18 protein-coding genes and 1 pseudogene are annotated in these 19,760 nt (G+C 73.4%); 6 read left to right on the top strand and 13 right to left on the bottom strand.

Annotated features, from left to right (window positions below; translation table 11 throughout):
- Positions 1-51: 51 nt before the first annotated feature.
- From FSW04_RS13110 to FSW04_RS28500, 3 genes and pseudogenes are all read right to left on the bottom strand, one after another.
- Entirely contained in the window at positions 52-909 is an 858-nt protein-coding gene (locus FSW04_RS13110; protein ID WP_146923721.1) for an alpha/beta fold hydrolase, read from the bottom strand.
- Positions 909-2,699, bottom strand: a complete 1,791-nt coding sequence (locus tag FSW04_RS13115; RefSeq protein WP_146919923.1) for a hydantoinase B/oxoprolinase family protein — start codon at positions 2,697-2,699, stop codon at positions 909-911. The genes FSW04_RS13110 and FSW04_RS13115 overlap by 1 nt, the downstream gene beginning before the upstream one ends.
- A gap of 649 nt (positions 2,700-3,348) precedes the next feature.
- Positions 3,349-4,914: pseudogene (locus FSW04_RS28500) on the bottom strand (hydantoinase/oxoprolinase family protein); the annotation flags it as partial.
- Here FSW04_RS28500 and FSW04_RS13125 point away from each other — a divergent pair.
- Both FSW04_RS13125 and FSW04_RS13130 read left to right on the top strand, forming a co-directional pair.
- Positions 4,853-5,323 (top strand): GAF domain-containing protein, encoded by a 471-nt coding sequence (locus tag FSW04_RS13125; RefSeq protein ID WP_187368747.1) that lies wholly within the window; start codon positions 4,853-4,855, stop codon positions 5,321-5,323. The pseudogene FSW04_RS28500 and the gene FSW04_RS13125 sit on opposite strands and share 62 nt — an antisense overlap.
- On the top strand, positions 5,320-6,417 hold the full coding sequence (locus tag FSW04_RS13130) for an acetamidase/formamidase family protein (protein ID WP_146919927.1): 1,098 nt from the start codon (positions 5,320-5,322) through the stop codon (positions 6,415-6,417). Before FSW04_RS13125 ends, FSW04_RS13130 begins: the two co-directional genes overlap by 4 nt.
- A 20-nt stretch (positions 6,418-6,437) precedes the next feature.
- On the opposite strand, the gene FSW04_RS13135 is transcribed toward FSW04_RS13130, so the two are convergent.
- Genes FSW04_RS13135 through FSW04_RS13150 form a run of 4 tightly spaced genes read right to left on the bottom strand, consistent with a single transcriptional unit; the run spans position 6,438 to position 10,800 of the window.
- Positions 6,438-7,517 carry a tartrate dehydrogenase gene (locus FSW04_RS13135; RefSeq protein ID WP_146919930.1) on the bottom strand — a complete coding sequence of 360 codons (1,080 nt, stop codon included), beginning with the start codon at positions 7,515-7,517 and terminating at the stop codon, positions 6,438-6,440.
- A complete protein-coding gene (locus tag FSW04_RS13140; RefSeq protein WP_228430457.1) occupies positions 7,517-8,305 on the bottom strand; it encodes an SDR family NAD(P)-dependent oxidoreductase in 789 nt (262 codons plus the stop codon). The genes FSW04_RS13135 and FSW04_RS13140 overlap by 1 nt, the downstream gene beginning before the upstream one ends.
- The gene (locus FSW04_RS13145; RefSeq protein WP_146919932.1) at positions 8,302-9,309 is read right to left on the bottom strand and encodes an LLM class flavin-dependent oxidoreductase; all 1,008 of its coding nucleotides are present in this window, start codon (positions 9,307-9,309) and stop codon (positions 8,302-8,304) included. Before FSW04_RS13145 ends, FSW04_RS13140 begins: the two co-directional genes overlap by 4 nt.
- Positions 9,310-9,312: 3 nt before the next feature.
- Positions 9,313-10,800: an aldehyde dehydrogenase gene (locus FSW04_RS13150; protein ID WP_146919934.1), complete on the bottom strand. Its 1,488-nt coding sequence runs from the start codon at positions 10,798-10,800 to the stop codon at positions 9,313-9,315.
- Between the two features lie 141 nt (positions 10,801-10,941).
- Here FSW04_RS13150 and FSW04_RS13155 point away from each other — a divergent pair, with 141 nt between their 5' ends.
- Positions 10,942-11,733, top strand: coding sequence for an SDR family NAD(P)-dependent oxidoreductase (locus FSW04_RS13155; protein ID WP_146919936.1), 792 nt, complete (start codon positions 10,942-10,944; stop codon positions 11,731-11,733).
- A gap of 7 nt (positions 11,734-11,740) precedes the next feature.
- Here FSW04_RS13155 and FSW04_RS13160 read toward each other — a convergent pair whose 3' ends face one another.
- Both FSW04_RS13160 and FSW04_RS13165 read right to left on the bottom strand, forming a co-directional pair.
- Complete coding sequence (locus FSW04_RS13160; RefSeq protein ID WP_146919938.1) at positions 11,741-12,685, bottom strand: DMT family transporter; 945 nt, start codon at positions 12,683-12,685, stop codon at positions 11,741-11,743.
- Positions 12,682-13,998, bottom strand: a complete 1,317-nt coding sequence (locus tag FSW04_RS13165) for a solute carrier family 23 protein (RefSeq protein ID WP_187368748.1) — start codon at positions 13,996-13,998, stop codon at positions 12,682-12,684. The genes FSW04_RS13160 and FSW04_RS13165 overlap by 4 nt, the downstream gene beginning before the upstream one ends.
- Positions 13,999-14,120: 122 nt before the next feature.
- Here FSW04_RS13165 and FSW04_RS13170 point away from each other — a divergent pair, with 122 nt between their 5' ends.
- From FSW04_RS13170 to FSW04_RS13180, 3 genes are read left to right on the top strand one after another with little or no spacing between them, the layout of a single operon-like run.
- The gene (locus FSW04_RS13170; RefSeq protein ID WP_146919942.1) at positions 14,121-14,837 is read left to right on the top strand and encodes a GntR family transcriptional regulator; all 717 of its coding nucleotides are present in this window, start codon (positions 14,121-14,123) and stop codon (positions 14,835-14,837) included.
- 22 nt (positions 14,838-14,859) lie between these two features.
- Positions 14,860-15,888 (top strand): zinc-binding dehydrogenase, encoded by a 1,029-nt coding sequence (locus tag FSW04_RS13175; RefSeq protein WP_146919944.1) that lies wholly within the window; start codon positions 14,860-14,862, stop codon positions 15,886-15,888.
- Positions 15,885-16,589, top strand: coding sequence for a cysteine hydrolase family protein (locus tag FSW04_RS13180; protein WP_146919946.1), 705 nt, complete (start codon positions 15,885-15,887; stop codon positions 16,587-16,589). The genes FSW04_RS13175 and FSW04_RS13180 overlap by 4 nt, the downstream gene beginning before the upstream one ends.
- A 16-nt stretch (positions 16,590-16,605) precedes the next feature.
- Here the strand turns inward: FSW04_RS13180 and FSW04_RS13185 are convergent, their stop codons facing one another.
- From FSW04_RS13185 to FSW04_RS13200, 4 genes are read right to left on the bottom strand one after another with little or no spacing between them, the layout of a single operon-like run.
- Entirely contained in the window at positions 16,606-17,391 is a 786-nt protein-coding gene (locus tag FSW04_RS13185) for an SDR family NAD(P)-dependent oxidoreductase (RefSeq protein ID WP_146919948.1), read from the bottom strand.
- Positions 17,388-17,759: a GlcG/HbpS family heme-binding protein gene (locus FSW04_RS13190; RefSeq protein ID WP_146919951.1), complete on the bottom strand. Its 372-nt coding sequence runs from the start codon at positions 17,757-17,759 to the stop codon at positions 17,388-17,390. Before FSW04_RS13190 ends, FSW04_RS13185 begins: the two co-directional genes overlap by 4 nt.
- A gap of 25 nt (positions 17,760-17,784) precedes the next feature.
- Positions 17,785-19,236: a GMC family oxidoreductase gene (locus tag FSW04_RS13195; protein ID WP_146919953.1), complete on the bottom strand. Its 1,452-nt coding sequence runs from the start codon at positions 19,234-19,236 to the stop codon at positions 17,785-17,787.
- A complete protein-coding gene (locus tag FSW04_RS13200; RefSeq protein WP_146919955.1) occupies positions 19,229-19,690 on the bottom strand; it encodes a GAF domain-containing protein in 462 nt (153 codons plus the stop codon). Before FSW04_RS13200 ends, FSW04_RS13195 begins: the two co-directional genes overlap by 8 nt.
- Positions 19,691-19,760 lie beyond the last annotated feature (70 nt).

The raw sequence follows: 19,760 nt of genomic DNA on the forward strand, positions 1-19,760 counted from the left end.
CCGGGCGCCGCGGCCGGCTGGGTCACAGCCGGCCGCATCCGCCCGCGGCGCTCAGGCCAGGTCGGCGTAGACGCCCGCCCCGTCGGGCTCGCCGGCGAGGACCTCGTGGAAGAACGCCGTGACGACGCGCACCGCCTCATCGGGCACCTCGAGGAGGTCGGCGTGGCCGATGTCGGGGAACTCGTGCAGGCGTGCGTACTCCGGCACGGCCTCGGCGATCTGCTTGGCGCTGTAGCCCGACGGCGCCAGCTCGGCCGGCGTCATGATGTCCGTGCTGCCGTTGGTCAGCAGCAGCGGGCGCGCGATGTCCTTCACGAGCGGCTCGAGGTCCATGTGCTCCATGGCCAGGCACGCCTGGCGCACGGTGTAAGGCGAGTTGGCGTTCACGATGCGCTTGACCGCGTCGAAGATGTCGGGGTGCTCCTCCACGTACTTCGCGCCGACGGCCTGGATCGTGAGCAGGTCGACGAAGTCGTCCATCGGCAGCGCCTCGCACTGCTGGCGCCAGTTGCGGAACAGGATGCGGCGGTAGGTGTCGCAGCGCGCCATCCCGCAGTCGGCGACGGAGGCGATCGTCTTGTCGCCGTGCAGCGCGGTGAACGCGATGGCGATCATGCCGCCCATCGACGTGCCGTGCGTCAGCGCCCGCTCGATGCCCAGGGCGTCGAGCAGCCCGGCGGCCTCGTTGGCCCAGTTCTCCATGGAGTACGAGGTCAGCGGCTGCGTCGACCGGCCGTAGCCGCTGGCGTCGAAGCTCAGCAGCCGGAAGTTCTCGCGCATCCCGTCGTTGACGAAGTCGAAGTTCTGGCGCCCGAACAGCGATCCACCGAACTGCAGGATGATCGGCTTGTCGACGGGCCCGGTGAGCTCGTAGTACAGACGGACGTCGCCGACGTCGGCAAAGGGCATCAGGGAGTCTCCTCTCGTGTGGTGGCCTTGGCGCGCAGCTGCGCGCGAAGCTGCTGGGTGGCAGCGGCGTCGAACGTCCGACCGTCGATGACGACGCCGTAGATGTCGCGAGCCTGCTCGCCGCTGATGAGCTCGTCGAGGCAGTCGCTGAGGACGCGCTCGGGCTCCCGGTCCAGCGGGTCGCCGTAGCCGCCACTGGTGACGCCCTCGATGACGAGGCGGTCGCCCGCGGCGAAGCGGTAGGCGTTGACCTTGGAGTACAGCTGCTCGACGGTGCCGTCGGCCCGGTGGTGCCAGAAGCGCCCCGGCCGGCCCGGCGTGCCGCCGAAGACGCCGGGCGGCGGGTCGACGTCGGCGTGGCGCTCGGACTCCGTGGTCACCACCGACGGGGTCAGGAACGCGTAGTCGCGCACCGCGCTCGTCCCGCCGCGCCACTCGCCGTGCCCGAACTCCTGCTCGATGAGCTCGTAGCGGTGGAAGCGGAACGGCAGGTGCATCTCGATGTCCTCGATGGGCTGGTTGCGGATGTTGGCCGACAGGCAGTCGACCGCGTCCATCCCGTCCTTGCCCGGGCGCCCACCGTAGCTGCCCTCGTCGACCTCGATCGTGATCCAGTAGCTGCCGTCCTCGTACGTCCCGCTCATGTACATGCCGTTGAGCTGGGCCGAGTTGCCGGCGGTCGTGCGGTCGGGCATGACCGGCGCCAGCGCCTGGAGGATGAGGTCGGCGACCCGGTTGATGGGGTTGAACCGGATCTGCGTGGCGGCGGGGAAGCGCGGGTTGAAGATGCAGCCCTCGGGGGCGATGACCGTGATGGGCCGGAAGCCGCCGGAGTTCCCCGGCACGTAGGCGTCGGTCAGGAACGTGTCGAGCAGCAGCGTGCGGAACAGGCTGTAGACGCCGACCAGCGTCGAGCCGCCGTAGGGCGTGTTGAGCGCGTTGGGACGCTGCGGCGGGGTCTCGGTGAGGTCGACGGTCACGTCGTCGCCCTCCACGATGACCGTCACGGCGAGCTTCTCGGGCACGCCCCGATGGATGCCGTCGTCGTCGAGCCAGCCCTCGGCGCGGTACCGGCCGTCGGGGATCTTGGCGATCTCGGTGCGCAGCATGCGCTCGGAGTAGTCGATCAGCGCCTCGGAGTAGGCCTCCACCACGGGCCACGAGTGCTTGGCGATCAGCCCCTCGAGCCGCCGCGCGCCGTGCTGGGCCGCCGCGATCTGGCACGAGAGGTCGCCCATCACCTCGCGTGGGACGCGGTTGTTGTCGGTGAAGAAGTACCACATGTTGTCGTCGCGGACGCCCTCGCGGTAGATGAACGTCGCGTTGAAGATGCGGCCCTCGGCGTACATGTCGAACAGGTCGATCGCCGCGCCGGGCTGGGCCCCGCCGATGTCGAGGTGGTGCGCGGTGTTGGCCGAGAAGGCGATGAGCTCGCCGTCGCAGAACACCGGGACGATCACCGCGATGTCCAGCGAGTGGCTCGCGCCGAGGTAGGGGTGGTTGTGCAGCAGGACGTCGCCCGGCCGCAGCTCGATGTCGCGCTTGGCGACGGTCTCGAGCATGCCCTTGGTGTAGGCCACGAGCGACCCGACGTGGAACGGCGTGTTGTCGGACTCGGCGATCTCCTCGCAGCGCGTGTTCAGCAGCGCGCTCCCGATGTCCTCGGACTCGCGGATGAGCACGGAGTAGGAACTGCGGATGAGCTGGTGGGCCATCTCCTTGGCGATGGAGTCCAGCTCGCCCCCGATGATCTGCATCATCACGGGGTCGATGTCGACCTGCGCGCTCATGTCCGCTCCTCGCCGTCGGTGGTGAGCCTGATCGTGCCGTCGCCCAGGACCTCCCCGGCCCAGCGGGGGAGATGACGACGGTGGAGTCCATCTCGTGGACGATCGCCGGCCCGGGGATCCGGTTGCCGGCCCGCAGGCGCGCCCGCGTGTAGATCGCGACCTCGTGCGCCGCGTGGCCGGCGCCGTCGGCGAACGTCACGCGGGAGGTCCCGGTCCGGGCCGCCGAGGGGTCGGCGTCGCCGGGCCCCACGCTGGTGTGCGGCCGGGCCGCGATGGCCGCGGTGGCCACGACCCGCAGGTTGATGATCTCGATCGGGTCGCCCGCGAAGTCGAAGCCGTACTCGTGGAAGTGCTGGGAGCGGAAGCTCTCGGCGATCTGCTCGCGCCAGTCCTCGCCCAGCGCGTCGCAGTCGGCGGCGAGCTCATAGCCCTGCCCGGCGTAGCGGCAGGCGGCCTCGCGGTGCAGGACGGGCTCGGCGCCGTCGTGGCCGGCGAAGCGCGCACGCAGCTCGTCCTCCATCTCGCCGAAGCGCGCCTCGAGCGCCTCGCGCTCCGCCGCCGCGAGCATGACCCCGACGGTGCGGATGTTGTCGTAGCGCAGGTCGGTGGCCAGCAGGCCCATCGCCGAGGTGATGCCGGGCGCCGGCGGCAGCAGGATGACGGGGATCTCGAGCTGCTCGGCGATCTCGCACCCGTGCAGCGGGCCGGCCCCGCCGAAGGCGACGAGCGCGCACTCGCGCGGGTCGTAGCCGCGGCGGACGGAGTGCACGCGGATCTCGCGGACCATGTTGGCGTTGACGATCGTCAGGATCGCCAGCGCCGCCTGCTCGACGTCCATGCCGAACTCGCCGCCGATCCGGGTCACGGCCTCCCGCGCCGCGGCGGCGTCCAGGCGCAGGCGGCCGTCGAGGAACTGGTCGGGGTCGATGCGCCCGAGGACGACGTGGGCGTCGGTCACCGTCGGCTCCGTCCCGCCCTGGCCGTAGGCCGCCGGGCCGGGCTGCGCGCCCGCGCTGCGCGGGCCGACGTTGAACGCGCCGCCCTGGTCGCGCCACGCGATGGAGCCGCCCCCGGCGCCGATGGCGGTGACGTCGAGCTTGGGGGAGAGGATGGGGTAGCCGCCCATCTGGCTCTCGCGCGCGTTCATCTCCAGCAGCCGGCCGGGGATGACGCTGATGTCCGCCGACGTGCCGCCGATGTCGAGCGTGATGAGCTGGTCGTGGCCGTTGGTGGTGCCGATGTGGCGGCCGGCGATGACCCCGGCGGCGGGCCCCGACAGCAGGACGTTGACCGCGTGGGAGGCCGCCTGGTCGATGGCCGCCACGCCGCCGTTGGACTGCATGACGTGGATCGGGCACCGCACGCCCGCCTCGCGCCACCCGGCCTCGAGGCGCTCGAGGTAGCGGCGCACCTTCGGCTTGACGTAGGCGTTGGCCGCCGTCGTCGTGAAGCGCTCGAACTCGCGGAACTGGGCGACGATCTGGTGCGAGAGGGAGATCTCGGCGTCGGGATGGTGCTCGGCGATGAGCTCGCCGGCGCGCAGCTCGTGGCTCGGGTCCAGGAAGGAGAACAGGAAGCAGACGCAGATCGACTCCACGCCCCAGTCCTTGAGCTCGAGGATCGCCTCGACCGTGCGCGCCTCGTCGAGCGGGATCGTGATCTCGCCCGGGGGCACGACGCGCTCGGGGATCGCCTTGCGGTGCTTGCGCTCCACCAGCGGCCAGCGCTGGTAGGCGATGTCCTGCATGAGCGAGAAGTTGTGCGGCCGCTGGTGGCGGCCGATGTGGATGATGTCGCGGAAGCCCTCCGTCGTCAGCATCCCGGTGCGCCCGCCGTCGTGCTCGAGGAGCGCGTTGGTGGCGACCGTGGTGCCGTGGAGGACCAGGTCGATGTCCGCGGGCGTGATGCCGGCGATGTCGCAGATCTCGTGCGTGCCCTGGACGGTGCCGCGCGCCGGATCATCGTTCGTCGACGGCAGCTTGTGGACGATGACGCCCTGCTCGAGGCCCCCGAGGATGATGTCGGTGTTCGTTCCGCCCACGTCGACGCCGAGGCTGATCACGCTGCTCCCTGTGTGTCGTGCCGCTGGTCTGGCGTACGATCGTATACTGAATGAGGTCGTAAGTTCGACATTCGTCACGGGGGCGATTCTGGTGGAGCCGGTCGCGGGCGGTCCCGACATCGCAGGGCTTCGGGCGGCGGCGTTGCAGGCCATCGTCGACGCGCTGCGCGAGCAGTACGGCGTCGGACGGTGCACCCTCCGCCTCGACGTCGAGGATGACGTCTACCCCGTGGCCTTCGAGGCGCGTGCCGACGGCGTCGGCACGCTCATCGGGGACACGACCGTCGTCCTCAAGGGCCAGCCCGTGGTCGAGGCGATGCTCGCCGGCGCCGGGCAGGTCGTCCAGCACGACAGCGCCCGGGCCTCGGGCGACCCCGCGTTCCAGCGGATGCTGGTGGCCTACGGAGGGATGGCCGCCCAGATCGTCACCGCGGTGCGGGCCGACGGCCGGCTGCTCGGCCTGCTGTCCCTCCACGAGCTCGGCGCGCCGCGCATGTGGACGGAGGCCGAGACCCGCGGCGCCGTGGAGGCCTGCGGCCTGATCGCGCAGGTGCTCGCATGAGTCCGCGCATCGCCCTGGACCGCGACAGCTCGATCCTGGCCGGGCCCGGGCCCGGCCACAACCGACTGCATCCCGAGGTCCCGCCCGTGGCGGCGATCGACCCCGGTGACGAGCTCGTCGTCGACTGCCGCGACGGGATGGACGGTGCGCTGCGCCGCGCGGCGCCCGACCTGGCCGGCCTGGAGCTCGACGCCAACCACCCGCTGACCGGGCCCGTGGCCGTCCGCGGCGCGCAGCCGGGCGACGTGCTCGTCGTCGAGCTGCGCGCGCTGGAGTGCGACCCGGTCGGGAGCACCGCGGTCATCCCGGGCTTCGGCCTGCTCGGCGATCGCTTCACCGAGCCGTTCCTCGTGCGCTGGGACATCGCGGGCGGGGTGGCGCGCTCCGAGCAGCTGCCCGGCGTGGCCATCCACGGCCGGCCGTTCCTGGGCTGCGTGGCCGTCGCGCCGTCGCCGGAGCTGCTGGTCCGGGCCACCGCGCGCGAGGCGGCGCTGGGCGCGACGGGCGCCGTGGTGCTCGGCCCCGACCCTCACGGCGCGGTGCCGGCCGGCGGCGCGGTCGCCCGCGACGGGCTGCGGACGATCCCGCCGCGGGAGAACGGGGGCAACCTCGACATCCGCCACCTCACGGTGGGCAGCCGGCTGCTGCTTCCGGTCGGGGTGCCCGAGGCCATGCTCTCGCTCGGCGACCCGCATTTCGCCCAGGGCGACGGCGAGTCGTGCGGCACGGCCATCGAGGTCGCGGGCGTCGCGACCGTCGCGGTGCAACTGCGCGCGGCGGCCGACCTGCGCTTCCGTCCCACGATGCCCGCCTACGAGTACGTCGAGGAGCCCGCCACCGGGCCCCGGACGTGGTTCGCGACGACGGGGATCCCGGTCGCCGCCGACGGCTCCAACCGCGACCTCGACCTGCACCTCGCCGCGCGCAACGCGGTGGGCGACCTCGTCGACTGGCTCGTCGCCGAACGCGGCCTGACGGCCGAGCAGGCCTATGTGGTGTTCAGCGTGGCCGGCGACCTGCGCGTGAGCGAGATCGTCAACGTGCCCAACGCGCTGGTGTCTGCCGCGCTGCCGCTCGACGTGTTCGAGGGGTAGGTGGGCGGGGCGCCCCCCGCCTACCCGCCCAACGCCGCGCGCACCGCCGCGCCCGCCTCGGCGGTCGACGCGGTGCCCCCGAGGTCGCGCGTGCGCGTCGCGGGGTCGGCGACCGTCGCCTCGATCGCCGCCAGCAGCGCCGCGGCCGCCTCGTGCTCGCCGAGGAACTCGAGCGCCAGCGCGCCCGACCACAACTCGCCCACCGGGTTGGCGATGCCCTGCCCGGCGATGTCGGGCGCCGATCCGTGGATGGCCTGGAACAGGCTGGGGTGCTGCCGGGTCGGGTCGAGGTTGGCGCTCGGGGCGATGCCCATGCTCCCGCACAGCGCAGCGCCCAGGTCGGTGAGGATGTCGCCGAACAGGTTGCTCGCGACGACGACGTCCAGCGAGCCGGGGCGCGTGACCATCCGCGCCGTGAGCGCGTCGATGAGGCAGCTGTCGGTCGTGATGTCGGGGTAGTCGGCCGCCACGCGCGCGAAGCACTCGTCCCACAGCGGCATCGCGTGGCGCAGGGCGTTGGACTTGGTCGCGCTCGTGACGTGCCGACGGCCGTGGGCGCGGGCGTGCTCGAACGCGTAGCGCACGATGCGCTCGATGCCGCCGCGGGTGAACACCGAGGTCTCCACGGCGAGCTCCGCGTCGTGGCCGGCGTGCAGCCGCCCGCCGGCGCCGCTGTACTCGCCCTCGGTGTTCTCGCGCACGAAGACGATGTCCAGGTCGCCGGGCCCGACGCCGGCCAGCGGCCCGGGGACGCCGGCCATGAGCCGGACCGGGCGCAGGTTGACGTACTGGTCGAAGGCCTGGCGCAGGGCCAGGATGTAGCCCCACACCGTGACCGTGTCGGGCACCCGCGGGTCGCCGATCGGGCCCGCCAGGATCGCGTCGAAGCCGCCGAGCTGCTCGGGGGCGTCAGCCGGCATGACGCTGCCGTGGGCGAGGTAGCGCTCCGAGCCCCAGTCGAAGGGCACGATGTCCAGCGCGATGCCGTGCAGCCGCGCGACCGTCTCCAGCGCCGAGACGGCCTCGGGCATGACCTCGGGCCCGATGCCGTCGCCCGCGACCACCGCGATGCGGTGCGCGCGCCCGCCGCCGGCGGCCATCAGTGGGCCCCCGCGGCGAAGCCGCCGTCGACGGCCAGCGTCGTCCCGGTCACCCATCGCGCCTCGTCGGAGGCCAGGTAGACGAAGGCGTCGGCGATGTCGCGCGGCTCGCCGAGGCGCCCGAGCGGGTGCATCGCCTCCACGTCGGTCCGGGCGGCGGCCGGGTCGTCCTGCTCGGCGAGGTAGCGCTCGAGCATGGGGGTGGCCACGAAGCCGGGGTTGACCGCGTTGACGCGGATCTGCGCCGCGGCGCCCTCGAGGGCCATGCACCGGGTGAGCATGATGACCCCCGCCTTGGCCGTGGCGTAGGCGGCCTGGCCCGCCGTACCGACCTGCCCCGCGATGGAGGCGGTCGACGCGATCACGCCGCCGCCGGCGGCCTCGAGGTGCGGCCAGGCCGCCTGCGAGACCAGGAACACCGACTTGAGATCGACGGCCAGCGCGCGGTCCCAATCCTCCTCGGCCAGGTCGCGCACCGCCCCGACCATCGGGATGCCCGCGTTGTTGACCACCACGTCGAGGCCGCCCAGCGCGGAGACCGCCTCGGCCACGGCGGCCCGCACGGCCGCGCCGTCGGTCACGTCGGCCGCCGCGGTCGCGACGATCCCGTCGCCGAGCTCGCCGGCCAGCGCCCCCAGCGCGCCGGCGTCGAGGTCGAGCAGGGCCACGCGCGCCCCCTCCTGCACGAAGCGCCGGGCGACCTCGCGGCCGATGCCCGATCCGGCGCCCGTGATGATGGTCCGCTTGTCCTGCAATCGCATGGCTGTCTCCTGGATGGCGGTGGTCACGGGCCCAGCCGCGGAGCGACCTCGTGGGCGAGCAGGCGCAGCGTACGCAGCACGTGCTCCTGGGGCATGCCGGGCCACTGGGCGCGGCAGATGATGTGGTCGACGCCCAGGCGCGCGACGTGCTCGGCCAGGATGGCGGCACAGGTCTGCGGCGACCCGATGACGAAGCGCCCTCCCGCGGTCAGCTCGGCGAAGGCCCGGCGCAGCGTGTCGCCCTCGGGCAGCACGTCGCTCTGGCCCCAGGCCACGTAGGCGTCGTACTTGCCCTCCAGGTAGGGGCGGGCGGCGGCCAGCGCGGCCTCGTCGGTCTCGGCGACGCAGATCTCCTTGATGACCGGCATCCGGGTCACCGGCGCCAGCCCCGCCTCGGCGCGCGCGGCGTGGAACAGGCCGACCTGGCGCTCGAGCTCGTCCAGGCGCGTGTGCGGGTTGACCAGCCAGGCGTCGGAGAGGCGCGCGGCGCGCTGCACGGCGCGGTCGCCGTTGGCGGCCATCCAGATCGGCGGCGGGCGCTCGGAGCGCAGCGCTAGCTCGGCGTCGGTGAGAACGTAGCCCTCGCCCCGGGCGGTGACGCGCTCGCCGGCCAGGAGGCGGCGCACGACGTCGAGCTTGGCCTCGAAGGTCGCCACGCGGCCGGTGGAGATGCCGAACGCGGCGTTCTCGACGTCGCGGTAGCCGAAGCCGACGCCGAGCACGAAGCGCCCGTCGCAGATCGCGTCCAGCGTGGCGACGTTCTCGGCCACCTCGAGCGGGTTGAGCAGCGTGAGCAGCAGGACGCCGGCGCCGACGGTCATGCCCTCGGCCTCGGCGGCGACGCGCGCGAGCATCGGGATGCTCTGGTACATCGCGAACGGCTGGGACAGGAAGTGCTGGCCCGCCCAGATCGACGTGTAGCCCAGCTCCCGCGCGGCCGCGACCTGCTCGAGGTGCTCGCGCACGCCCTCGGCCGGCGGCCGGCCGGGCGGGTGCTGGTCGGAGAGGAACAGCCCGAGATCGATGGCCACGGCTCAGACGCGCAGGACGAACGGGTCCTGCACCTCCTCCGACAGCTCGATCCACACGCTCTTGGTCTTCGTGTAGGCGTTCATCGCCTCGATGCCGCTCTCGCGGCCATGGCCGCTGAGCCCCGAGCCGCCGAACGGCATGAGCGGCGAGACCGCGCGGTAGGTGTTGACCCAGACCGTGCCGGCGTCCAGGGCGCGGGCCACGCGGTGCGCGCGCTTGACGTCGCGCGTCCAGATCCCCGCGGCCAGGGAGTAGCGCGTGCCGTTGGCGATCTCGACCGCCTCGGCCTCGTCCTCGAAGGTCAGCACGGACAGGACCGGCCCGAAGACCTCGTTCTGGGCGATGTGGTCGTCGGGCCGCAGGCCGGTCAGCACGGTCGGCGGGTAGAAGAGCCCGGCGGCCAGGCGCTCCTCGTCGGGGCGCCGCCCGCCGGTGGCCACCGTCGCCCCGGCCGCCACGGCGTCCTCCACCATGCCGACGATGCGCTCGAGCTGGGGCGGGGTTGCGGCCGGGCCCATCTGGGTGTCCTCCGCCGTCGGGTCGCCGAGCCGGATCGTCTCGGCCCGGGCGGCGATCCGCGCGACGAACGCGTCGGCGATGTCGCGCTGGACGAGCAGGCGCGAGCCGGCGATGCAGGTCTGCCCGGACGCGGCGAAGATCCCGGCCAGGACCCCGGCCTCGGCGGCGTCGAGGTCGGCGTCGGCGAAGACGACGTTGGCCGACTTGCCGCCGAGCTCGAACGTGGTCGGGGTCAACGAGTCCGCCGCGGCACGCCCGATCGCCTTGGCCGACTCGGGACCCCCCGTGAAGGCGATGTGGTCGATGTCGGGGTGCGACGTCAGCGCGGCGCCGGCGCCGGCGCCGGTGCCGGTGACGACGTTGACCACGCCGGGCGGGAACCCGGCCTCGACGAAGAGCTCGACGAGCTCGACGAGCGACGCCGACGTGTACTCGCTCGGCTTGGCCACGACCGTGTTGCCGGCCGCCAGCGCGGGGGCCAGCTTCCACGTCGCCAGCAGCAGCGGCGAGTTCCACGGGGCGATCGCGGCGACGACGCCCACCGGCTCGCGCACGGTGTAGCCCATGATGGTGGGGAAGTCCATCGGCGGGACGGTGCCGTCGACCTTGTCGGCCAGGCCGCCGAAGAAGCGGTACCAGCGCCCGAGCGCGAGCGCCTGGGCCTTCATCTCGCGCAGCAGCTTGCCGTTGTCGCGCGTCTCCGTCCGGGCCAGGCTGTCGGCGTTGGCGTCGACGAGGTCGGCCACGCGGTTGAGCAGGCGACCGCGGGCGGTCGCGGTCAGGCCGGCCCACGCCGGGTCGCGGAAGGCGGCGCGCGCGGCGGCGACGGCGGTGTCGACGTCCTGCGCCGTGGCGTCCGGGATGCGCGCCCAGACCTCGCCGGTGGCGGGGTCCACGCTGTCCAGCGTGCGCCCCCCGGAGGCCGCCATCGGCGCTCCTCCGACGTGCATCAAATAGTCGCGCGGCGTCATCAGGGGGTTCTATCAGGCCCGGCGCCGAAGATCGACGCGCCGGCCCGGCGAAAGTTCGACATCGCCGACGGCGGCGGTGACGGGTGATATAAGCACGGCGCAGAACCACTGGTATCCATCGTTCGAGCAAGAGGTGAGGCAATGTCGGACTTCGAAGTGTCCTTCGGTCTCGAAGGTCGCGTCATCGCCGTGACCGGTGCCGCGCAGGGCATCGGGCAGGGCGTCGCGGTCGCGGCCGCGGGCGCCGGGGCCGACGTCGCGCTCATCGACCTCGACGAGGACCGCCTGGCCGAGACCAAGGCGCTCGTGGAGGCCACGGGCCGCCGGGCGCAGGCCGTCGGCGTCGACATCGGCGACCGCGACGCGGTGCTCGCCGCGTTCGCCCGGATCGACGGCGACCTCGGCGCGCCCCACGGGCTCGTCAACTGCGCGGCGATCATCTGCGAGAACCTCCCGGCCGAGGAGGCCGCCGAGGCCGACATGGACCGCCTGTGGCGTGTCAACGTCAAGGGCAGCCTGTGGGCCGCCCAGGCCGCGTTCGCGGGCATGAAGGCCGCCGGTGGCGGCTCGATCGTCAACCTCGCCTCGCAGGCGGCGATCCTCTCGCTGCCCAACCAGGTCGTCTACACCGCGACGAAGGGCGCCATCGCCGCGATGACGCGCAGCCAGGCGATCGACTGGGCGCCGCACGGCATCCGTGTCAACGCGATCGCGCCGACGTTCGTCTGGACGCCGATGGCCGCGCCGATGCTCGAGATCCAGCAGGTCCACGACGCGTCGGTCAAGCGCATCCCGCTCGGGCGCATCGGGCAGCCGAAGGACATCGCGGGCGCCGCGGTGTTCCTCTGCACCGACGCCGCGTCGATGATCACCGGCCACCTGCTGCCCGTCGACGGCGGCTGGACCGCCGGCGAGCCGGGTCTCGACCTGTAGGGGCGCCCTACGGGACGGCGGGCTCGGCGGCCGCGGGCGGCGGCGCCGGCGCGCGGCTGACGACCGCGACGCCGAGGATCACGATCGCCATCCCGGCCAGCACGACGGCCTCGGGCGCGTTGCCTCGCGCGACCTCCACGACGACGGCCACGACCGGCGCGAGGAACTGCCAGGCGCTGGCGCGGGTGGCCGGGATGGACCGCAGCGCGGTCGTGTAGGCGACGGCCGCGAACGCCGAGGAGCCCGCGGCCACCCAGGCCACCGACGTCCACAGCGATCCGGCGCCCCAGCTCGTGTCGCCCACGTGCCCGTAGAGCAGCGCGAGCGGGACGAGGGCGACGCCGCCGACGAGGTGCTGGACGGCCGTGAAGGCCACGATGTCGGTCCCGGGATACCGCTGTACGGTGGCCTTGACGAGCAGCGTGCCGACGGCGAAGCCCGCGCCGGCCATCAGCGCGATCGCCATGCCCAGGACCATGCGGCCGGTGTCGGTGCCGCCCGACAGCTGCGACGAGACCATCGTCACGATGCCGATGAACGCCGTCACGAGCCCGACCACGCCCCAGGGGGCGATGCGCTCGCCGAGCGTGAAGCGCGCGAGGACCAGGACGAAGAACGGCGTCGTGTTCAGGAGGATCGCGGCGTTGCCCGCGCCGGCCATCGACGTGCCCTCGGCGATCCCCTCGAAGGCCAGGGTGACCATGAACAGCCCCGACAGCGCGGCCCAGGCCAGCGTCCGTCCGCGGGGCAGCGTGCCGTGGCGCAGCGCCGTGATCGCCAGCAGCAGCGCGGCGGCGGGCAGCGCGCGCAGCGTCGAGAACACGACGGGCGAGGCGTGCTGTGTGCCGACCGCGGTCGCGCGGAACGCCGAGCCCCAGAGGACCACGGTCGCCGCGAGCAGCAGGTAGGGTACGACGTTCGTCGCCGGGGCGGGGCGCGGGCCGCGCGTCATGCTCGCTCCGCCAGGGCCGTGGCCGGGGCCCGGCCGGTGCGGCGCTCGAGCACCCGCTCGAGCACGAGGCCGGCGGCCACGCCCCACAGCATGGGGTTGCCGAGCAGCTTGGCCGTGGGGGACAGCAGGTGCTGCAGCGGGGTCCACGCGATGCTCGGCGCCAGCGCGACGGCGGCGACCATGCGGGCATGCGCCCCGAGCGGCCACAGCCGCTGCAGCGTCTGCACGATCATCGAGCAGAACATGAGCGCCAGCAGCGCGGCCGAGACCGTGAGCGGCAGGGCCGCCACGAGCCCGAGGAAGGGCTGCACGAGCGCGAGGGCCATGACGAGCAGCGCCGCGATGGCCAGCGCGGTGCGTCGGCGGTTGCCCAGGAGCTGGACGATGGGCACGGAGTCCAGGCGGGCCACCGTGCCGAGCACGTTGCCGGCCAGCGCCCCGACGGCCTGCACCGCGCCGTGGACGACGAGCCCGCGCGCGGACGCCAGTCGCGCCTTCTCGACCTCCTGCATGGCCGAGCCGACCTCGACGGCGGCCACCGTGTTGAACGCGATGAGGCCGGCGGCGATCACGAACGGGACGATGACCTGCACGCTGAACTGCGGCGCGCCCCACGGCAGCGCGCTGGGGAGCGCCAGGCCGCCGGAGAGGTCGGCGTGCGGCACGCCGCCGACGGCGATGGCCGCTGCGGCGCCGACCAGCAGCGCGACGAGCAGGGCGTAGGGCCGCGTGACGCGCGGGCGCTGCAGCCCGACGCCGACGGCGACGACGGCCAGCGCGGCGACCCAGCCCGCCGTGGTGCCCCACGGGTGCACGTGGCTGGTGGCCAGCGCCCGGGCGACCGTGGTCGGGAGCACCGCGACCGTGACGACCAGGACGAACACCATGCCCGTCAGCGGCGTGAAGACCCGCAGCAGCAGGCGGTCGAAGCGCAGCACGCCCAGCAGCGCGACCGTCGCCCCGCCCACGAGCAGGCCCGCGCCGATCGCGGCCAGGCCGTGGCCGCCGGCGGCGACCACGACGACCGCGGCGAGGTAGGCGGCCGCCGGGCCCTCGTAGAGCGTGAGCCGGTAGCCCACGACGACCTGGGCCAACGTCGCCAGGCCGAGGGTGAGCATGGCGGCGAGGACGAACGTCCGCGTCTGGCCCGGCTGCACGCCGGCGACGTCGCCGGCGACCAGCCAGAACCCGAACGCCTGCGGCACCACGGCCAGGACCCACAGGACGGCCGTGCGCAGGTCGCCGGCGGCCGGGCGCGCAAGGATGCTGCGGCGGGCGCTGCCCGCGTGGTGAGGAGGCCTCCAGATGCTCAAAACCCGGTGAACGCGGCGCGACGCTTGCCAGCCGTACCGTTCGGTCCGTACGATAGACGCGATTGTATGCAAAGGCATACAAAGGTTCCGGCTCGGCGTCGCCAGCCTCCGAGAGCCCGCCGATGACCGAGCCCGACACCACGATCTTCAGCCCGTCGACGACGATCTCCAGCAGCGAGGAGGCCTACGAGGCCATCCGCCGCGCGATCCTCGACGGGACCCTGCGCCCCGGCGAGCGGATCGTGGAGCAGCGCCTGGCGCGGATGCTCGCCGTGAGCCGCACGCCCGTGCGCGAGGCGCTGCACAAGCTCGAGCGCGAGAACCTCGTCGCCCGCTCGGGCCGCGGCATGGCGGTCCAGACGTTCTCGCCCGACGAGGTCCGCGACATCTACGACCTGCGGGCCCACCTCGAGAGCTACGCCGCCCGCCGGGCCGCCGATCGGATCACCGAGCACGAGATCGCCGAGCTGCGCGCCGTCCAGGAGCAGCTCGCGGCCAAGGTCGCCCGCGACGTCAGCGACGACGTCGAGTGGCTGCGCGAGCCCGCGCGCCTGAACCATCAGTTCCACCTGCTCGTCGTGCGCGCCGCCCGCTCGGGCTCGCTGGAGCGGACGGTCGGCAGCGTCGGCCAGACGCCGCTCATCTACAAGGCCTACCTCTGGTACGGCGACGATGAGAAGCGCCGCTCGGGCTCCGGGCACGAGACCCTCATCGACCTTCTGGCCGCCGGCGACGGTGCCGGCGCCGAGGCGACGTGGCGCGCCCACATCGAGTTCGGGCGCGACGTGCTGATCGAGCGACTGCTCGCCCAGCGCTCCCGCGCCGACGCGGGATTCTGAGCAACCGACAGAAGGAGCTGGTGTGAAGGCGGTCCGCTATCACGAGTACGGCACGGCCGACGTCCTGCGCTACGAGGACGTCGAGAAGCCCGTGCCGGGGCCCGGCGAGGTCCTGATCCGCGTGGAGGCCTGCGGCGTCAACCACTTCGACATCGACCTGCGCGCCGGGGTGTCGCGCTGGCCGCTGCCGCTGCCCCACCAGCTCGGCGTCGAGTTCGCCGGAACGGTCGACGCGGTCGGCGAGGGCGTCGAGCACCTGGCCGTCGGCGACGGGGTGTGGCCGCAGCACGAGGTGGAGTGCCTGACCTGCCGCTACTGCAGGGCCGGCCAGCCCAACCTCTGCCTCGACGCGAAGATGATGAGCGTCCAGTTCCCCGGCGGCTACGCGGAGTACGTGCTGGCACCGGCCCGCGCGACACACCTGCTGCCCGACGGCGTGACCGCCGAGATGGCCGCCGCCGGGCAGGTCGCGTTCGCGACGGCCTGGCACATGATCGTCACGCGCGGGAGGCTGCAGCCCGGCCAGACCGTCGTCGTGCAGTCCGCGGGCAGCGGCATCGGCCACGGCGCGATCCAGATCGCGGCGCTCAACGGCGCGCGGGTGATCGCGACGGCCGGCGCCGAGCACAAGCTGCAGACCGCGCGCGAGCTTGGCGCGAGCGAGACCATCAACTACAACGAGGAGTCGATCGCCGAGCGCGTGCTCGAGATGACCGACGGCGAGGGCGCCGACCTGTTCATCGAGCACGTCGGGGGCGACCTCTTCATGGACAGCCTGCGCGCGCTGCGCAAGGATGGGCGCCTCGTGACCTGTGGTGGCCACGGTGGGGAGACCCCGCCGATCGACCTCGTGGAGCTGTTCCGCCACGAGTGGCAGGTCATCGGGTCGCGGATCGGCACGCCCGCCGAGATGATCCTGACCATGAAGCTCATGGGGGAGGGCAAGCTGAAGCCCCACGTGCACGCGGCGCTGCCGCTGTCGGAGGCCCCCGAGGCCCACCGCATCATCGAAGGACGCAAGCAGACAGGAAAGGTGGTGCTGGTCCCGTGACGTACCGTGCTCCCGACGACTACGTCTCGACCTACACGCGCGACGTCGACCTCGACCCGGCCACCACGTGCCTGGTCATCGTCGACCTCATGTACGCCACCGGCCACCGCGACCACGGCCTCGGCAAGCTGCTCGACGAGCAGGGGCGGCTGGACGACGCGGCCTACCGCTTCGAGCGCATCGACGACCTCGTGGTGCCCAACACGCTGCGGCTGCTGGCCTGGGCGCGCGAGCACGACATGCGCCGCATCTTCCTGACCTACGGCTCCGAGGTCGAGGACTACAGCGACCTCTCGCCGCAGATGGAGGCCCTGTGCCGGGCCACGCGCAACCGGGAGGGCTGCCGCGAGCACCAGCTCCTGGACTGCCTCGAGGTACAGCCCACCGAGCGCGTCATCAACAAGATCACGCCGAGCGCGTTCACCTCCAGCCCGATCGAGCTCATCCTCCACACCTACGGCGTCCAGGACCTCATCTTCACCGGGGTCTCGACGAACATGTGCGTCGAGGGGACGCTGCGCGACGCCGCCGACAAGGGCTTCGGCTGCCTGCTCGTCGACGACGCGTGCGGCGCCGACAGCCAGGAGTACCACGACAACGCGCTGCTGACGCTGCAGCGCCTGTACTGCTCGGTCTCCTCGACCGACGACGTGCTGGGCCGCCTGGACGCCCAGGTCGGCCACGCCGCCCGGTCGGCCTGAGCCGTGCCGGGCGCGCTCAGCGCGCCACGAACCCGCCGTCGACGGGGAGCGCCACCCCGGTGGTCCCCGACGACGCCGGCGTCCCCAGGAACACGATCGCGGAGGCCACCTCCGCGGGCGTGTTCATGCGCGCGATCGGCTGGATCGCGTGCAGCTCGGCCTTGACCTTCGCGCGCTCGGCGTCGTCCGGGAACTGGGTGGCCAGGAAGTCGTCGATCATCGGCGTGTCGGTGAGGCACGGGCAGACGCAGTTGACCCGGATGTCCTGCTCGGCGTAGTCGACGGCCAGCGCCTTGGTGAGCAGCACGACCGCGCCCTTGGACGCCACGTAGGCCGGCTGGTTTGGCAGCCCGGCGACCAGGCCCATGTCCGACGCGGTGTTGACGATCGCGCCGCCGCCCGCGACGAGCATGTGCTCGATGACGTACTTGCAGGCGAAGAACGTGGCCTTGAGGTTGACGTCCAGGACCGCGTCGAACTGCGCCTCGTCGATGTCCTCGATGCGGATGGCCATCGGGCGCCCGGCGTTGTTGACCAGGACGTCGATGCGCCCGCGCTCTGCGACGACCTCGTCGACGGCGGCGCGCAGGTCGGCCAGGTCGGTGACGTCGAGCGCTCGGACCCGCCCGTCGCCGCCGGCCGCGCGCACGAGCGCCAGGGTCTCCTCCGCGCGCGCGGCGTTGCGGTCGGCGATCAGGACCCAGCAGCCCAGGCGGGCGAACGCGACCGCGGTGGCCCGCCCGATGCCCGTCGCCGCGCCCGTGACGACGACGGTCTGCGGGTCGCGCGCGGGAGGCCTCACGTGACCGACCGCACGGCGGCCTGGGCGATCTCGACGTCCTGCTCGGTCGTGCCGCCGCTGACGCCGATGGCGCCGGAGACGCCGCCGGCGGCGTCGCGGACCGGGACGCCGCCGCCGAACGGGACGACCCGCCCGGACTGCACGACGTTGAGGCCGTGCAGGTACCCGCCGGGCAGGACGAGCTCGGCCAGCCCGTCGGAGGGCATCTCCAGCGCGACCGCGGTATAGGCCTTGTCGTCGGCGAGCCCCACGCACAGCAGGGTCGAGCCGTCCATGCGGGCCTTGGCGACGACGTGGCCGCCGCGGTCGACGACCGAGACGACGATCGACGCGCCGAGCGACTCGGCGTGGGCCAGTGCGGCGTCCACGAGGGCACGGCGGTGGCGAGGTCCATCAGGCGCTCCTCCGGTCGTCGGCGTCGACGAGCTGCGCGGCGCGCTCGCCCACCACGAAGCAGGTCAGGTTCGTGTTGTTGGTGATGTTGGTCGGGAAGACGGAGGCGTCGGCGACGTGCAGGCCCTCGACCCCGAGGACGCCGAGGCGCTCGTCGACCACGCGGCCGATCGCGCACGAGCAGGCCGGGTGGCGGGCGGTCGCCAGGCGCTCGCGCAGGACCTCGGCCGGGTCGCGCCCGGCGTCGCGGCCGCCGATCCCCAGGCCAGAGAACGTGCGGGTGCCCACCAGCGCGCGGAACGTCTCGTAGGCCTCGTCGAACGCCCCGCGGTCGATGACCTGCTGGCTGTTGTGGACGATGACCGGCGCCTCGAGGGGGTCGGTGGACGCCAGCCGCACGGTGCCCTGCGGCTCCTGGCTGGTCAGCGCCATCGCCACCGCGCACACGCCGTCGCGCTCGTCGAGCGCGACGGGGAAGGCCCACCACCCGACGCCGCGGGCCACGACGGCCAGGCCGGGGCCGGCCATCTCGGCCACCGCCGGGGGCGTCGCGAGCTCGAACATCGTCTGGGGATGGTCGCGCAGCCCGTCGCCCACGGGCAGGTCGGCGACGACATCGATCCCCAGGTCGCCCAGGTGCTCGGCGGGGCCGACGCCCGAGCGCAGCAGGATGGCCGGGGTGCCGTAGGCCCCGGCGCAGACCACGACGCGGCCCGCCTCCACCTCGTGCGCGCGGCCGTGCGGGTCGAGGTAGCGCACGCCGGTCGCGCGGCCGCCGCGCACGAGCACGCGGTCGACGTGCGCGTGGCCGCGCACCTGCACGTTCGCGCGCCGCCGGGCCTGGCGGACGTAGGTCACGAGGCTGCCCTGGCGGATCTCGTTGCGCCGGTTCTGGGGCCAGGCGCCCGTCGCGTCGTCCCACGCGTCGGGCGCGTTCATGTCGGCCACCTCGCGGAAGCCCAGCTCCACGAAGGCGTCGACGAACGCCGCCTGGAACGGCTGCCAGCGCGGGCGCTCGTAGCGCTTGACCGACAGCTCGTCCTCGACGCGCGCGAAGATCGGCTGCACGACGTCCCAGCCCCAGCCCGTCGCGCCCGCCGCCTCCCAGTCGGCGAAGTCGGACGGCTTGCCGCGAACGGCGATGCAGCCGTTGATCATCGAGCTGCCGCCGACGAGGCGCCCGCGATCGAGCCGGATCCGCCGGCCGCCGGCCAGCGGCTCGCCGTGGTACTGCCAGTCGTGGGCGGGGATCGCGGCGCCCACGCCCGCGAACCAGCCGCCGATGACGTTGCCGCCGGTCACGAAGCTCGGCGGGGCGGTCTCCTCGTCGGGGAAGTCCTCGCCGGCCTCCAGGAGCAGGACGGTGCGCGACGGGTCCTCCGAGAGCCGCGCGGCGACGGCGCCGCCGGCCGACCCGGCGCCGATCACCACGACGTCGGCGTGCTCAGCCACGGTCGGCTCCGGTCACGGCGGCGGCCACCAGCGCGGCGAGCTCGTCGGCCGCGCGCTGCAGCGCGGCGACGTCGCTCTCGCTCCACGGCCGCGGCCCGCGCACCTCGTGGACGGAGACGATGCCGACCAGGTGCCCGTCGGGCGCGCTGAGCGGTGCGAGCATCTGGGCCCGCGCGCCGTAGAGGGCGACGAGGTCCGGGGGCGGGGCGGGGTCGGCGTCGGTGAGGTCGTCCTGCACCAGCGGCCGGCGGTCGCGCTCCAGCGCCTGGAAGGTGGCCGCGGCGCGCAGGTCGCCGACCGAGCCGCCGCGCAGGGTGCGGACACCCTCGGCCGCGGCCTCGGCGACGATCGGGAACCCGCCGTCGGCTGGGTCCTCGACGCGCAGCGTCGTCCGTCCGGCGCCGGTCTCGGCGAGCAGTCGTTCGATGATCCGGTCCAAGGTGGGCTGGTCCATGGTCGTCCTTGGCTGGTGGCAACGAATATTGCGACGGCGACGCTAACGCAACGTGCGGACCCGCACAAGC

This window comes from Baekduia soli, from assembly GCF_007970665.1.
GTDB classification, from domain to species: domain Bacteria; phylum Actinomycetota; class Thermoleophilia; order Solirubrobacterales; family Solirubrobacteraceae; genus Baekduia; species Baekduia soli.